This is a genomic window from Oceanobacter sp. 5_MG-2023 (assembly GCF_030548165.1).
Classification (GTDB): Bacteria; Pseudomonadota; Gammaproteobacteria; order Pseudomonadales; family Oceanobacteraceae; genus Oceanobacter.
In genome coordinates, this window is the sequence record NZ_JAUORS010000009.1 from 38610 (window position 1) to 54732 (window position 16123).

Below are 16123 nucleotides of genomic sequence, written 5' to 3' on the forward strand. Positions count from 1 at the left end.
TGCACCATTAACATCTCTTGCGGGATACCGATTCAGACCGCCAGATGACGATCGATCGATACAGTCTGTTTTGCTGTATCCATACCGATCGGTCGCCTGCGGCCTCTGCCAATCGACACATAAATACAAGGTATGCATCGGATGTATGAGCACATAGCGTGACTTATACACCCGGCTGACACGCCAGACGAACCTCTGACCCTTCAGGGGTTCTTTGCTTTTACTGAGGGTAACTTCTCAATGACACAAACTCTGTCACTGCAACAGCTGGAACAACACGACGCTTTTGTCGGTCGCCATATCGCCTCCAACGGCACCGGCCCGGATCAATCAGAAGCCGCCGCCATGCTTGCCGCTGTAAACGCCGACTCCATTGATGCACTTACGGCTGAAATTGTCCCGGCCGACATTCTGCGCCCCCCCTTTCTGGACATCGCCCCCAGCAAGACAGAGTTTGAAGCGCTGAACTACCTGCGCCGTCTCGCCACCCAGAACAAGGTCTTCAAAAGCTACATCGGGCTGGGCTATCACGACACCCTGATGCCGCCAGTGATTCTGCGCAACGTGCTGGAAAACCCAGGCTGGTACACCGCCTACACCCCCTATCAGCCCGAAATAGCCCAGGGTCGCCTCGAAGCGCTGCTGAACTTCCAGCAAATGATCATCGATATGACCGGCATGGAACTGGCCAACGCCTCCCTGCTGGATGAAGGCACCGCCGCCGCCGAAGCCATGGCCATGTCCAAACGCTCGGTCAAGAAAAACAAATCCAACACCTTCTTTATTGATGAAAACTGCCTGCCACAGACCATCGACGTAGTCAAAACCCGCGCCGCCGCCTTTGGCTGGGATATTCTGGTTGGCCCCGCCGACGATGCCGCCAGCGCCGACGTTTTTGGTGCCCTGTTCCAATACCCCGGCAAACAGGGTGACGTGCGTGACTTCACCACCATCATCGATGCTCTGCATGCCAATCACGCCATGGCCACCGTGGCAACCGACCTGATGGCATTGGTGGCGCTGAAAGCTCCCGGCGAAATGGGAGCCGACATTGTCCTCGGTAACGCCCAGCACTTTGGTGTACCCATGGGTTTTGGTGGCCCACACGCAGCATTTTTTGCCACCCGTGATGCCTTCAAGCGCTCCATTCCTGGCCGGATTATTGGCGTCTCTATCGATGCCCAGGGCAAACCGGCATTACGTATGGCCTTGCAAACCCGCGAGCAACATATTCGCCGCGAAAAAGCCAACTCCAATATCTGTACCGCCCAGGTCTTACTGGCTAACCTGTCGTCGTTCTACGCGGTTTATCACGGTCCCAAAGGCCTGAAAACCATCGCTGCCCGTATCCACCGGCTAACCGATATCCTTGCCGCCGGACTGACTTCAGACGCCGCTCAAACCGCTGGGGTCACACTTGCCAGCAGCAGCTGGTTCGACACTCTGACCCTGCGTGTCAACGACCGCGCCGCCGTACTGGCCCGCGCCGAAGCCGCACAACTCAACCTCCGTGACGACGCAGCACTGGGATTAACCCGTGCCGGTCAGCCAGCCGATACACTGGGCGTCACCATCAGCGAAAAAACCAGCGCTGCCGACATCGAACAGCTGTTCGACGTTATTCTCGGCAGCCAAAATCACGGCCTGGATGTATACGCCCTCGATGCCGACATTGTCGCCAGCGCCGCTCAAGGCCGCTCATCCATTCCGGCCGAGCTGACCCGGACCAGCGACTTCCTGACGCATCCGACCTTCAACCAGTACCACAGCGAACACGACATGCTGCGCTACCTGAAGCGGCTGGAGTCCAAGGATCTGGCCATGAACCACAGCATGATCACCCTCGGCTCCTGCACCATGAAGCTCAACGCCACCACCGAAATGATCCCGGTGACCTGGCCAGAATTCGCCAATATCCACCCCTTCGCGCCAGCTTCCCAAACCCAGGGCTATGAAGCCATGATTGGCGAACTGGACGACTACCTCAAAGCCATTACCGGCTTTGATGCCATCTGCATGCAGCCCAACTCCGGTGCCCAAGGTGAATACACCGGCTTGCTGGCCATCCGCAAATACCACGAAAGCCGCGGCGACGGGCATCGTAACGTTTGCCTGATTCCACGCTCGGCCCACGGCACCAACCCCGCCTCCGCCCAAATGGCGGGTATGCGTGTGGTTGTGACCAACTGCGACGACCAGGGCAACGTTGACTTCGACGATCTCAAAGCCAAAGCCGAAGAGCTAAAAGACCAGCTCTCCTGTCTGATGCTGACCTATCCATCGACCCACGGAATTTACGAGCAGGGCGTCAAGGAAATTTGCGCACTGATCCACGCCAACGGCGGCATGGTCTACATGGACGGCGCCAACCTCAACGCCCAAGTCGGCATCACCCAGCCCGCCTTTATCGGCGCTGACGTCACCCATATGAACCTGCATAAAACCTTCGCCATTCCACACGGTGGCGGTGGCCCTGGCATGGGCCCGATTGGCGTGACCGCGGCACTGGCACCCTTTGTGGCCAACCATACCGTACGGCCGATAGACAACGCTGCTCAAGGTAATGGCGCGGTTTCTTCCGCTCCTTATGGCTCCTCCAGCATCCTGCCTATCAGCTGGATGTATATCACCCTGATGGGCGGTGACGGCCTGCGTCTGGCGACCCAGAACGCCCTGCTGAAAGCCAACTACCTCGCCCAGCGCCTGAGTGACCACTACCCGATTCTGTACTCCGGCCAGAACGGCCGCGTCGCCCATGAATGCATCGTTGACCTGCGCCCGATCAAGGCCGCCAGCGGCATCACCGAAGTCGATATCGCCAAACGCCTGATGGACTACGGCTTCCACGCCCCCACCATGTCATTCCCGGTGGCTGGTACCTTTATGATCGAACCGACGGAATCCGAGTCCAAGGCCGAAATCGACCGCTTCGCCGATGCCATGATCGCCATTAAAGCTGAAATCGACGCCATTCAACGGGGCGAACTCGACGCCGACAACAACCCGCTGAAAAACGCCCCGCACACCGCCGAAATCGTCACGATTGGAGACTGGGATCGCCCCTACAGCCGTGAACAGGCGGTGTACCCTACCCACCAGCTCGGCGCGCATAAATTCTGGCCGTCTGTTGGCCGGATAGATGATGTGTATGGTGATCGCAACCTGATTTGTTCTTGTCCGGCGATTGAACACTATGAGGATTGATTCGTAGTAAACGCAGCCACCACCGGTAGGAGCTAACTGGCTGCTGCCTATTCAGAAATCAACACTGTAAAAATACCAAAGCCCGCAAACGCAGGCTTTGGTATTTCCATTAATTCAATAAAGCCTATATTTTCATCACTTCTGTGATCAGCATATCATCACAGAACGATGGTGCACTTAGAATGGCGTCAACTCTAGATACATTTTTTCTTACAGGGTGTACAACCTGATTATAGACTCGAACAAACCCATTTTTCTCCATAACGTCAATTACAGGAGAGATAAATGAGGCTACCTCAGGTTTTGTAACCCCTTGCATCAAAGCTGACATTTTCCTACCAGCTCCAGCCTGACGATAAAGTTTTCGGAGTATTGTAAGAAGCGCTTTCATTCGTGTATCAAGATCAGAATTCAAGACTGTACTATTAGTTGATAGTTCATCAAAATTTTCAATTTCATTAGAATCGCCAAACATAAATATAAAGAGAGCGGACTCGTCAGTAACACCTTTTATACGATTTATAATACAACCCCTAAACTGGACAGAGGACTGCTTATTACCCCCCCTATATTGACTACAGGGTCACTTCCATAATATTGAGGCTAGTCCCTCCCCAGGGCGTAGTCCCAAAACAGCTTTGGCAATCCAGCGAAAATCCTCTTCAAACTTCATATTCTGCCGATATTTACAGACATAAATAATAATCCATTTATAATAAAAATTATCAAGCCACTACAGTTTCTTGCTCACGCGCAACTGCCAAACTTTCTCGATATTCAGCTGCCTCAGCTTTCATAGTCCAGTGAATATCCGCTACACCAAGCTGTTCTACAGCCTGGCGAATAACAGGTAGGCTTACTCCAAAAAATTCTTTCCTAGGATTTACTTTATTCACAGAATCCTGATGAAATTGACGGTGTAATTGTTTTTCCAATGATGGTGCGTCTTCACTAAAGATCATCGCGTGCACATCAAAATTAAATGGCACAGACGCATCACCAAGTTCCTTCACTCTATCCAACGGTTCCAATCGGCGAGTCATCCCGATTTTATATACGTGTTCACCGAAACTGCCGATATTGGAAATGACATACACATGACCACGGCGGGTTTGCTCAGCCATTGAGATAGCACGCTGCCCTCGAGATTCGGCCTCACTCAATTTACCTTGCAGTTCTGCCAGTTTGGCTTCGTACTCGGCCTTTTGATCATCATTAGCCGCATCCAGCTGCTCCCGTGCGGTTTTGAGAGCCTTGGCCAACAATTTTTCTTCTTTCTCCGCTTCTTTAATGGCCTTTTCCATTTCCCGACGTGCTTTTTCTTCTTCTCGGATCTGCTCTCGAATGACCTTTTGCTCTTCCCGTTCTTTTAATTTCAATTCCTGGACGGAAACAGCCCACCGCAGTTCTTCAAGTCGGCTATTTAAATAGGCCCCCTGAATACGGGCATTACGAAAGGCTTCTCCATGCCGGTTAACCAACGCATAAGAGTCCTTGATTTCTTGCTCCAATTTACCGTAATTATCGTGTTTTACTTTAGAAAGAACTGTATCGACTTTGCCATTAAATGCATCCAGTACAAACAATATAGCGGTAGTTCGACGATTAGCTTCTGCGTAATCACAGGTTGCCGCTTGCTGCTCTTTAATCAGCATTTTGATGTTGGCACGGGCCTCCTTGAGCTGTTCGCCTGCTTCCTTATGCCCAAACTCTTCGGCAAGATCATCCAGCACACTATGATTGGGAATGATGTAATCGTCGCTGTAACCCTCAATCTGATTACGCATTGCTCTGATGGCAGATTTGTAGCTATCGGCTTTTTCTTTGGCTTCCAATGCATTACCGGCAATACGCTCTGCTTCGACTCTGGCTTTGTCTAGTAATGAATCTGCCTGATCTTTAGCTCGCTGGATAATAACATCACGAGTTGACTCAACACTTTTTTCCAGCTCATCAACTTTACGTTTTTGAGACGCCGCATCATCGAGAATAGCTTTGGCTTCTGCTTCCACATCGATAACCAACCCATATTTTTCTCGCAGTGTATTGGCTTCGGCTAGTGCGCTATCACGCTCTTGCCGCATTTTCTGTCGTCGCACACGGGCGATATATGCTATGGCAAAAGCAATAACAAGGGGGATGATAACCAGAGCCAGAATGACCAGGTTAATATTCAAATTAGAGTCCGTTTCCATCAGTGCGTCCTTTATTTTAAGCTGTTGAGCTTCTGAGATTACCTCAGAAAAAAGGATGATCCAACGAAAAGAGCAGGAAAGCTTTCTAATATAATTTCTGACTTGTGATGCAGAGACGATCAGGCATGCGGAAAAATGCGAAGAATGGATTGGTTTTACAAAGCGCTGTTTCGGAGTAAACCATCGTTATTCCGGACGCGCTCCGACCGAACAGACGCCCTCCGTGGCTGTCCGTCAGATTCAGATGCAATACGCCTGTAACGGCGGGAAGCCGTTAAATTCCACCGCGCTGTAGGTGGTGGTGTAAGCCCCGGTAGAAAACCAGTACATACGATCCCCCATCGCCAGATTCAGCGGCAGTTGATATTTGTAATCTTCATACAAGATATCAGCGCTATCGCAGGTTGGCCCGGCAATCACGCACTCTTCTGCTTCGCCTTTTTTCTCAACATACAGGGGGTACTTGATCGCTTCATCCATGGTTTCAATAAACCCACCAAATTTACCAATGTCGGTGTACACCCATCGGTGTAACCCAAATCGGGTCTTGCGGCTGATCAGCACCACTTCACTGACCAACACCCCCGCATTGGCTGCCAGCGAACGACCCGGTTCCAGGATCACTTCCGGAAAATCATCACCAAAATCTTCTCGCAGATAGCGGGTAATTTCTTCGGCGTAGGTTTCCAGATCGTTGGTGCGGCTAATATAGTTGGCCGGAAAACCGCCCCCCAGGTTGATCATTTGCAGCTTGATGCCATCTTCTTCTTGCAGTCGTTCGAAGATCCATTTCACTTTCGCGATGGCGGAGTCCCAAACACCGATTTCACGCTGCTGGGACCCCACATGGAAGGAAATACCATACGGCACCAACCCCAGATCACGCGCCAGAATACACAGATCCAACGCCATATCGGTCTGACAGCCAAATTTGCGCGACAACGGCCAATCGGCGGTTTGGGCGCCCTCGGTCAGAATACGAATAAACACCCGGGCACCGGGAGCCGCACGGGCGATATTACGCAGGTCGGCTTCGCTGTCGGAGGCAAACAGAGTGACACCCTTGTCAAAAAAGTAGCGGATATCAGCCGCTTTTTTGATGGTATTACCAAAACTCACCCGATCACCAGACACACCCAATGCCAACACCTTGTCCAGCTCGTACCGTGATGCCACATCAAAATTACAACCACGTTGCTGCAATATCGCCAGCAATTCCGGGGCCGGGTTGGCTTTCACGGCATAGTAGGTTTTGGCGTACGGAAAACAGTCCAGCAAGGAATCCAGTTGCCGGGCAAACAGCTGTGTATCAATCACCAGGCAAGGGGTTTCCTGTTGATCGGCAAAGGCTTTGATGCGCGCAAAGGTATCGGCGTCGTAGTAATCTTCTGGTTGAGTGAGCATCTGGCTCGTTGTCTCCTCGAATAAGATCCGTCAGCGTGGGTGCTGATTGGGAGGCGCAAAGATAGGGTTATTTACGAGAAGTAAAAGCGCTATTTTTTTCTCTTTACGATCACAGAATATGATCAACATCGGCAGCCGCAAGCAATCACCCAAACCTTGATCCAGATCGTCTCAATACTGCCGTATCAGTGGCAGATGATGCTATAAAACCCATCGATTACTATTTCCTCCTGACCCGCTTAACCCAAAGGACGCCTTATGAGCTGGAATGATTTGTATATGGAAAAACGCCTGACGCCATCACAGGCTGCGGAGCGACTGAGTGATTGCCACAACCTGATTCTCGGTATGGGAGTCGCCATGCCACCAGCGCTGATTACGGCGATTGCGGATGCCTATAAAAACGATGCCCTGCCTGCACTTAACATTTATTACATGCACGGCTCCGCAACGTTGCAAGAACAACTGCTGACCCCTGCCATGCGGGGTAAATTTACACCTCGTTGCCTGTTTCTGAGCAGTTATGACCGTCTGGCTGTCAAGAACAATGCCGACCACCCCTGGATCGAGTTTGTCCCTTCGTCGTTTCACCAGGTAGGCCGGATGTTGACCGAAAACATCAGCCCGGATTGTCTGATGGTGACAGTGTCGCCGATGGATAAACACGGCTATTTCAGCCTCGGCACCAACGCCGATTACAGCGCCACGGTGATCCGCAAAGCCCGCAAGGTGATTGTCGAAGTCAATCACCATATGCCGCGTACCTTTGGTGAATGTTCGGTGCATATTTCAGAAGTTGAAGCGCTGATCGAAGCCGATGTGCCACTCACCGAGCTGCCAGACGCAGCCGCATCCGATGTCGACTGGGCCATTGCCCGTCAGGTCGCGGAGCGGATTGATAACGGCGACACGCTGCAAATGGGCGTTGGTGGTGTACCCAATGCGGTCTTGTCCATGCTGGAGCACCACCAGAACCTGGGGTTGCATTCGGAGTTGTTTTCTCCGGCCATGGTCAAGCTGATCAAGTGTGGTGCCCTGAATGGACGCCTCAAGCGTGTCATGCAGCACAAACACGTCTTTACTCTGGCACTGGGCGATCGGGCGATGTTTGATTTTATGGACGATAACCCGTCGATCGTGGGCTTCCCGGCTTCCTGGGTAAACAATCCCAGCGTGATCCGGGAAAACCCCAATATTGTCTCGGTCAACTCCGCCATTGAGGTGGATATCACTGGCCAGATCAACGCCGAGCAGATTCTTGGCCATCCGTTCTCGGGCACCGGCGGCCAGCTGGACTTTGTTCGTGGGGCTTACGGTTCCAAAGGTGGCCGTTCGTTTGTCGCCCTGCACTCCACCGCCAAGCACGACAACCTGAGCCGGATTGTGCCGCAGTTGACCGGCGGCACTGTGACCGATACCCGGATGGATGCCCATTATATCGTCACCGAATACGGCAATGTCTGCCTGAAAGGCATGTCGATCCCGCAACGGGTAAAAGCGTTGATTGGTATCGCCCATCCCAAGTTCCGTGAGGAGCTGACACAGCAAGCCATCCAGCTGGGATACTGTCACTGACCCCAGTCCGCCGTGCGGCGCCCACACGCATGGCCAGTCTGTTCGAACAGGGCAATCCATCGAACAGACTTATCAAGGTCACGTCTCTGGTTTAAGGTAGCGGCTTTCGTGAATCAGGCCATTGGGCCAAACCCGCCTTCCTGATTCACTCTGCCTGACGAGTGTCCGAGCTTTTATCCTATGCTGAATTTTTTCGAACGATTGGTTAACCCTTTCCCACCTGAGCAACCGGAACAGCCCCCCAAAGGCCTGTATGCCTTTTGTCGCCATTACAGTCATGGAGTTGAGATTCCACTGGTCTGCATGTCATTGCTAACGGCGCTGGCAGCGATTCTGGAGGTATCCCTGTTTGGCTTTATGGGTAATCTGGTTGACTGGTTATCGGAAAAAAATCCCGATACCTTTTTGCAGGAAGAATACGCCAGCCTGATCGGCATGGCGCTGGTGATTCTGGTGCTGATGCCATTAACCAGCTTTCTGCATTCGGCGCTGGTGCACCAGACCCTGATGGGCAACTACCCGATGAAAATTCGCTGGCTGGCACACCGTTATCTGTTGCGCCAGAGTCTGGCTTTTTATCAGGATGACTTTGCCGGACGTGTCGCCACCAAGGTGATGCAATCGGCCCTCGCCGTGCGCGAAACCGTCATGAAACTGCTGGATGTACTGGTCTATATCCTGGTGTATTTCACCGCCATTATTGTGATGGTCGCGGCAGCCGACTGGCGGCTGATACTGCCGATGCTGGGCTGGCTGCTGGCCTATGTGCTGATCCAGATCTATTTTGTACCACGACTCAAACGGGTTTCGGCGGCACAAGCCGATGCCCGCTCACAAATGACCGGCCGCATCGTCGACAGCTACACCAATATCCAGACCGTCAAACTGTTTTCCCACAGCCAGCGTGAAACCGCCTACGCCCGTGAATCAATGACTGGATTTATGGACTCGGTACACCAGCAAATGCGACTCGGCACCGGTCTGAATGTCGCCGTGCAATCCATCAACTACTTGCTGGTATTTACCATAGCAGCCCTGTCGATCTGGCTCTGGATGGAGCACGCCATCAGTGTCGGCGCCATTGCCATTGCGGTCAGCCTGGCCTTGCGTATCAACGGCATGTCGCAGTGGATTATGTGGGAAGTCGGCACCCTGTTTGAAAACCTGGGCACCGTCTCCGATGGCATCAATACCTTGTCGACACCATTGAGTGTGCTGGACAAACCGGACGCCCAGGCACTGACCGTCCAACGTGGAGAAATCACGCTGGACAAGGTCAACTTCCGGTATCAGGGCATCGACTCCGACACCCACCGGCAGATTTTCAGTGATCTGGATATTCACATCCAGCCAGGTGAAAAAATTGGTCTGGTCGGCCGCTCAGGGGCGGGCAAGTCCACCCTGATCAACCTGTTGTTACGGTTTTACGATATCGACAGTGGCACCATTCGTATCGACGGCCAGAACATTGCCGACGTTACCCAGGACAGCCTGCGCGCCAATATCGGCATGATCACTCAGGATACCTCGTTGTTACACCGCAGCGTGCGTGACAATATTCTGTATGGTCGCCCGGATGCCAGCGAAGCAGATATGATAGAAGCGGCCCGCAAAGCCGAAGCCCTCGACTTTATTCACGGCCTGCACGACCCTTATGGCAACAAGGGGTTTGATGCCCAGGTCGGTGAACGTGGTGTCAAACTGTCGGGTGGCCAGCGCCAGCGGATCGCCATCGCCCGGGTGTTGTTGAAAGATGCGCCGATCCTGATGATGGACGAAGCAACTTCGGCACTGGATTCTGAAGTCGAAGCGGCGATTCAGGCCAGCCTCTACAAACTGATGGAAAACAAGACAGTGATCGCCATTGCCCACCGGCTATCAACCATTGCCGCCATGGATCGCCTGCTGGTAATGGATCAAGGCCGTATTGTCGAACAAGGGTCTCATCAGCAACTGCTGGCTCAGGGCGGAATTTACGCCCAGCTCTGGGCCCATCAGACCGGTGGATTTATTGGCGAAGACTGAGCCTCTCTGCCATGCCATGCCGGTAATCAAGCAGCACAGTCCTACTGATCTCAGCGCCGCGGCTCAAAGGGTCGTGGCTCTTTCGAGCCTTTATTCAGGCCATTCTTCATCGCTATTTGCTGGTTTTTACGCCCCAGCAAGCCGTATTGCAGCCAACGCTCCAGTCGTAACGCCGACCATTCACCTCGCTTCCAGCCTTGATTAAACAGCCGCTTGGTCGCCACAATCGCGTCCGGAGACCGCTGGGCCAACTTCTGGGCCAGGGCCATGGCGGCATCCATCGGCGTCTCACTCACTTGCGTTACCAGTCCATATGACTGCGCTTCCGCAGCATCGAACACCCGTCCAGTCATGGTCAGTTCTTTGGCAATATCCTGACGTGTGAGATTGGTCAGGCTGGTCAGAATACTCATATCCGGTATCAACCCCCATTTCATTTCCATAATGGAAAAACGGGTTTGCACATCGGCAAAACGAAAGTCAGCCGCCAGCGCCATCTGCAAGCCACCACCAAAACAGTTGCCGTGCACCACCGCAATCACGGGCACCGGTAAGTCTCGCCAACACATGGCAATTTGCTGGGCCAGATTGGTTTTGCTCCAGGGCCATTTCAGCAGCAGATTGGGAATCATCCAGCGGTCCTTGCTGACCGCCGAAAAATCCAGCCCGGCGCAAAACGAATCGCCTTTGGCGGCCAATATCACCACCCGGATCGAACGATCCCGACGAATATCACGGGCACACTGAATCAACTGTTGGAACATGGGCCGATCCAGCCCGTTCAGTTTATCCGGCCGGTTCAGATACACCACGGCGATGTGCTGACTCACCTCCCAGGTCACACGCGGCGCAGAGGGTGAGCTAGTCGATGGGGAGGAAGAAGTCATGGCATGCAGTTCCGGCAGAAAGAGTGCCATCATGCTTCCACAAGAGGGTAACGGCGGCTATGACCAGAGAGGACAAAAACCGTCCTCTATCGTACAAAACCGGAAGCAATGTCTCGTTATGGAGATACCAGCAGCCCACTGCTGGCCAGAGACTCAGCTCGGCCGCGGTGCCCGTGGTGTACGAGGTCGATTCTCTCTGGGCTTGGCTTCGTTCACCCGTAAAACCCGACCATTCAAATCGGTGTTATTCAAGGCTTCAATAGCGCTGCTGGCGTCACTGCTGCTGGCCATTTCGACAAAACCGAATCCTTTGGAGCGATTGGTTTCACGGTCGATGACTACCGTTGCCCGCTCTACCTCGCCAAAGCGGGAAAACAGCTCGTGCAGTTCATCCTGGGTTGTGGAGTAAGGCAAGTTGCCAACATAGATATTCATACGTCATTCCAGTCAACAGGGTTGTCCATGGTTTATTCCGCATCGTTTCACGGCACGGCCCACATCATCATTTGCAGGTGATATACCAGCCTGCTTCGTCTCTGTAGTCAGGCAGATTATTAAGCCGTTATAGCAAAGTCAAAGATGTTTTTATGACAATTGATCAACCCATGCGAAGAGGCAATCATGGGCATAATTGGCACCCGTCAACACCACCACACAACCCCGCTCGGGATGGATTTTGCTTGTCTATCCTCCGGCCCGACATCAACGCCTGCCGCCCTGTCAACCAGCCGTTTATAGCCCGGTTCCCCGGAATCAGCGCCAACCCTGGGTGTTACTGCTGACCAGCTCCACCATCATCTGAATATGATCGTCACGATCGTTCAGACAAGGGATGTAATGAAAATCGCTGCCACCCGACGCCAGATACAACTCACGGTTTTCAACATCCAGTTCTTCCAGGGTTTCCAGACAATCAACGGCAAAGGCTGGACTGATAATATCCACCCGTCCGGCCTTTTCTGCGCCCCACGCCTTGAGCGTATGGTCAGTGTAAGGCTTGACCCACTCTTCCCGACCAAAGCGCGACTGAAAAGAACAGATCCATTGCTCTGGCGACAGCTTTAATGCGTCTGCCAGCAAGTGAGCCGTTTCCCGACACTGTGCCGGATAAGGATCTCCCTTATCTTCATAACGCTGCGGAATACCGTGAAACGACATCATCAAGCGGTCGCCCCGCCCATGTTCCTGCCAATAATCCCGCACCGACTGGGCCAGCGCCTGGATATACAAAGGATGATTGTAGTAACTATTGATCCAGCGCATGCCAGGCAGATGCGGGCAGCGTTTTAACCCTTTGGCCAACCGATCAAGAACCGCCGCCGTTGTGGATGAGGAATATTGTGGATAAAGCGGCAGCACCAGCATATTGCTGACACCATCCTGACGCAGGCTTCTGCCAGCCTGTTCCATATCCGGCTGGCCATAGGTCATGGCGAGGGCAACCGGAATATCGCAGCCATAGTGCTGGCTCAGTGCTTCTTTTAATGCCTGCTGCTGTAACAGGGAAAAGTGCATCAATGGTGAACCGTCTTCACGCCAGACCGAAGCATAGGCCCTGGCTACCCGGGCAGGACGAATACGCAAAATCACGCCATGTAAAATCAGCCACCACAATGGCCGCGCAACATCCACCACCCGAGGGTCCCACAGAAATTCCGCCAGATACTTGCGCACCGCCCCAGCGGTTGGGGCCTCTGGTGTCCCAAGATTGACCAACAGCACCCCGAACGGTGGTTGATTGGATGACATGAATGCTCCTTAGCAGCCGCTTGTATAAGTTTTGCGTAAGTTTACCCAGCTCCCTTTTAAAGGTCATTAAAAGTCTGACAATCGCTCACTTTCGATACAGAGCTGTTAGCCAAACATGAAGTGGCTTATAAACGAACAAAGGGGCTGAACCCCAAGTACTGATCTGGCGATATTCGAAACTGGGAAGCCGTCGGATCCGTCTCGCTCAATCCTGGAAAACTGCAGGAGATTGAGTTCAATAAACAGACTGCTTAAACGCAGCTATGTGGGCAACTGGGTTGAAAACTACCACGCATTTTACAGCCATCAATGGCAAAGAGTTCATGGCTTGGGGCTGGCTGCTGACAAAATAAGCAAAGGTAGTGAAGTGCGGCACGGTATCGCAGGACAGGGCTTTAAAGAGGATATTAGTTTCGCAGCACCACTGAATCTCACGGCTGGAAGTGATGCCTTTGGAATAAGCAAACAGGCTGATTTTTAGCAAAATGGCTGGATCGTAGGCTGGGCGGCCTTCTTGGTCATTTTTGTAGGGCTGATGAAAAACTGACAGATCCAGCTTTTCAGCCTCTTTATAAAAAACAGGGGTAATGCAGAGCGTGCTCAAAAGTACCGGGCTGTAACTGATCCAGGTAATTAATGACCACCATCGACGTTTGGTTGTAGTCGTAGTGCTTGAATCGGGCCATCACCGCCTCCTGCGCTTCAAAACCCGATCAGATCATAGTTCGGGAGGTTTTTCTACAGCCTGAACGCCCGCATTTGCGGCTGGTTTGGCGCGCAGCGGAAAACCAGTCCGACAACATGCGTTTGTTAGATTTTTTGGCCATTATAGGCACCTAGAATTTGATCTGTCATGGCTCGTGATTTTAGTGCTTGTTTATCTTCAACATCTGAGCCAGAAACCTCAATAATTTTAACCGCTTCCAAAAATATACTAGGAAAAATGTTTTCGTCATTTAGCTTATCAATAATAGGATTGCAAAAGCGCTCACATTTCTTCTGACTATTTAAGGGCGGAAACTGCTCTGCACTGCCAATCATAGGGACAAGCATTAGAATGTAAAAGCGAACCTTTCTGTATTTTTTATCAATGGTTCCATTAAGAAAAAGAGAGTCTAGTCTATAAAAAGCCAGGCCAGCCATATAGTAAGGAGAAAATTGATGATCTTCTTCAAACAAATTTGAACCCGAATCACCCATTGTTTTCACTAGCGTACCTAAATATGTGGTAACCATGTGAGGATTCTTATTAAACATTGCTGAGTAAGACTTAATTTGGTTTGCGATGGTAATTACTTTTCTTTTAACAACATTTCTATCTGAATTATATTCCTTTGCCCTTCTTTCGTAAAACAGCTTGCCCTCTCCATTTATCGAAGAGTAATAATGCTGTAGATTCTTTTGAAAATCAGACATGGCCGCTAGCTGCTCCTTTTTAATAGCTGTCTGATTGTTTGTAGACACAGTAATCTCGGACTTCACATCTTCATCAATTGTTACTATTAGCCGCAATGGAATACTGATATCACTAATACCTTCATTATTACGATTTTCATATAGAACGTTACTTGTTTGACATCCATTAACAATTTGATAATCGGTAATTGTGAATGAATTTACTGATGTTTTAATCGAGTCCGCAACAATAGTCACTCCATTATTGAGTACACTAAAGAGATCTGGTGATCCACTATTTAGTGTTTCATTAATATTGTTATTCACTAGGTTTCCAATTCCTTGAAAATCTCGAACATTGTCATCGAAGATGCTTTGTATGTTTCCATTATCATCTATAAGCAGTTTTCTAAACTCAGAAAAAGGAAGAACCCCGTAATATGCTTGATCAATCCCTTCTATTTCAGGAAGAGCTACTTTGTTTGAAAAAGTAAACTTAGACGTAATCGGATTTTTTGTCCTTCGATAAAGTTTACCGAGTTCATTAGCACCAAAGACCTTTGCATCGACAGACTCAAACAGGTTATAGCTTTCTAGGTCTTTAACTGAGGATTCGACTACAGCGGAAATATTTTGATCCTCGTTTACAACGCCAGTTGTCAGATAGAATGTTTTACATTTTGGGTTATCTTTAAAATCTGAAGCATTATCAAGCAAGTGTTCAGAAATCTCGGAGAACTTCTTAATATCGCCATTCCTAGCCAGTTTTGGTTCTTCCGCAAAGAAGTCACTAACTCCGAAATAAAAGGCATGCATTTCTTTTGTATCAAAATTAGACGATGTTTTTGCTTGAACAAAAATATATGTGACTTCCAAATATCCATTTGCTTCCAATAAATTATCAATTTCGTCAGTATCTTCTACTAGGTGGCCATTGACGATAATGGCAATACCATCAATACCTGTATCTGCACCTGCTCCGACGGTGATATTTTTCACGTCAAAGGTTTTATTGTACTCATTGGCAAGCACAGAGTAGTTACAGAATAATTCAAAGTCCGAGGGCTCGTCACCTGATTCCATCTCTTGAGCCTCAAGAAAGTCTTGTAGAAGCTTCTTAGTAATTCTGTCCATAATTTTCCTTTTTAGAATCTGTGAGCAACTTTGTATCGGAATCTAACGCCGAAGCACAGCGGCGACCTTGGAGTGGCGACGAAGGAGCCACGTAAAGGGCGTCCGGCGGCCATCGGCCGCGAACTGCTGCGCCTTGTTAATTGGATACCTCAATGTACCACTTCGGCTTGATACGCCCGAAATCCCGACGAACGTTTGATTTCAGTGCCTTTTTGGAGTCGAGCACCTTTGCCTCGCCATTTTCTCGGACGAACAAAACCCAATGCCAAAAAGGCTTGCCCTGCTCTATTCGCCATTTAATGGCCAGAAGGGCCCTGTCTGGCAACTTCTCCCAAGACTCGAATGGTGTTTCTTTGGGAGACACAGAGATACCGAAATCTCGCAAAAGCGTTCGGACGTACTCCGTGTCGGACCAGAGCGATGTGTCTGACGCATGAATGCCAAGAACGCTGGCTCTCTCTTTGGCCTCAGCATAGCTGAGACCCGCCAGTGCAGCAGATGCTGCAATGCCACAACCGGTCACTTCTTCTTGAACGACAACTTCCATATCTTTAC

The 16123-nt window shown here is 50.9% G+C and carries 12 protein-coding genes; 3 read left to right on the forward strand and 9 right to left on the reverse strand.

Annotation, left to right across the window (positions count from 1 at the left end):
• Positions 1 to 240: 240 nt before the first annotated feature.
• Entirely contained in the window at positions 241 to 3204 is a 2964-nt protein-coding gene (gene gcvP, locus Q4551_RS07865; protein ID WP_303432971.1) for an aminomethyl-transferring glycine dehydrogenase, read from the forward strand.
• 124 nt (positions 3205 to 3328) lie between these two features.
• Here gcvP and Q4551_RS07870 read toward each other — a convergent pair whose 3' ends face one another.
• From Q4551_RS07870 to Q4551_RS07880, 3 genes are all read right to left on the reverse strand, one after another.
• Entirely contained in the window at positions 3329 to 3679 is a 351-nt protein-coding gene (locus Q4551_RS07870; RefSeq protein ID WP_303432972.1) for a hypothetical protein, read from the reverse strand.
• Positions 3680 to 3929: 250 nt separating this feature from the next.
• Positions 3930 to 5399, reverse strand: coding sequence for a DUF4041 domain-containing protein (locus Q4551_RS07875; RefSeq protein ID WP_303432973.1), 1470 nt, complete (start codon positions 5397 to 5399; stop codon positions 3930 to 3932).
• A gap of 240 nt (positions 5400 to 5639) precedes the next feature.
• The gene (locus Q4551_RS07880; protein WP_303432974.1) at positions 5640 to 6803 is read right to left on the reverse strand and encodes a type III PLP-dependent enzyme; all 1164 of its coding nucleotides are present in this window, start codon (positions 6801 to 6803) and stop codon (positions 5640 to 5642) included.
• A 258-nt stretch (positions 6804 to 7061) separates the two neighbouring features.
• Here Q4551_RS07880 and Q4551_RS07885 point away from each other — a divergent pair, with 258 nt between their 5' ends.
• A complete protein-coding gene (locus Q4551_RS07885; protein WP_303432975.1) occupies positions 7062 to 8378 on the forward strand; it encodes an acetyl-CoA hydrolase/transferase family protein in 1317 nt (438 codons plus the stop codon).
• Between the two features lie 180 nt (positions 8379 to 8558).
• Positions 8559 to 10403, forward strand: a complete 1845-nt coding sequence (locus Q4551_RS07890; protein ID WP_303432976.1) for an ABC transporter ATP-binding protein — start codon at positions 8559 to 8561, stop codon at positions 10401 to 10403.
• A 50-nt stretch (positions 10404 to 10453) separates the two neighbouring features.
• Here the strand turns inward: Q4551_RS07890 and Q4551_RS07895 are convergent, their stop codons facing one another.
• The 6 genes from Q4551_RS07895 to Q4551_RS07920 all read right to left on the reverse strand — a co-directional run bounded on the left by Q4551_RS07895 (position 10454) and on the right by Q4551_RS07920 (position 16115).
• Complete coding sequence (locus Q4551_RS07895; RefSeq protein WP_303432977.1) at positions 10454 to 11320, reverse strand: crotonase/enoyl-CoA hydratase family protein; 867 nt, start codon at positions 11318 to 11320, stop codon at positions 10454 to 10456.
• A gap of 123 nt (positions 11321 to 11443) precedes the next feature.
• On the reverse strand, positions 11444 to 11725 hold the full coding sequence (locus tag Q4551_RS07900) for an RNA-binding protein (RefSeq protein ID WP_303432978.1): 282 nt from the start codon (positions 11723 to 11725) through the stop codon (positions 11444 to 11446).
• A 318-nt stretch (positions 11726 to 12043) separates the two neighbouring features.
• On the reverse strand, positions 12044 to 13039 hold the full coding sequence (gene hemH, locus Q4551_RS07905) for a ferrochelatase (protein ID WP_303432979.1): 996 nt from the start codon (positions 13037 to 13039) through the stop codon (positions 12044 to 12046).
• A 235-nt stretch (positions 13040 to 13274) separates the two neighbouring features.
• On the reverse strand, positions 13275 to 13643 hold the full coding sequence (locus tag Q4551_RS07910) for a transposase (RefSeq protein ID WP_303432980.1): 369 nt from the start codon (positions 13641 to 13643) through the stop codon (positions 13275 to 13277).
• A 206-nt stretch (positions 13644 to 13849) separates the two neighbouring features.
• A complete protein-coding gene (locus Q4551_RS07915; protein ID WP_303432982.1) occupies positions 13850 to 15568 on the reverse strand; it encodes an AIPR family protein in 1719 nt (572 codons plus the stop codon).
• 136 nt (positions 15569 to 15704) lie between these two features.
• Complete coding sequence (locus tag Q4551_RS07920) at positions 15705 to 16115, reverse strand: hypothetical protein (RefSeq protein WP_303432983.1); 411 nt, start codon at positions 16113 to 16115, stop codon at positions 15705 to 15707.
• Positions 16116 to 16123 lie beyond the last annotated feature (8 nt).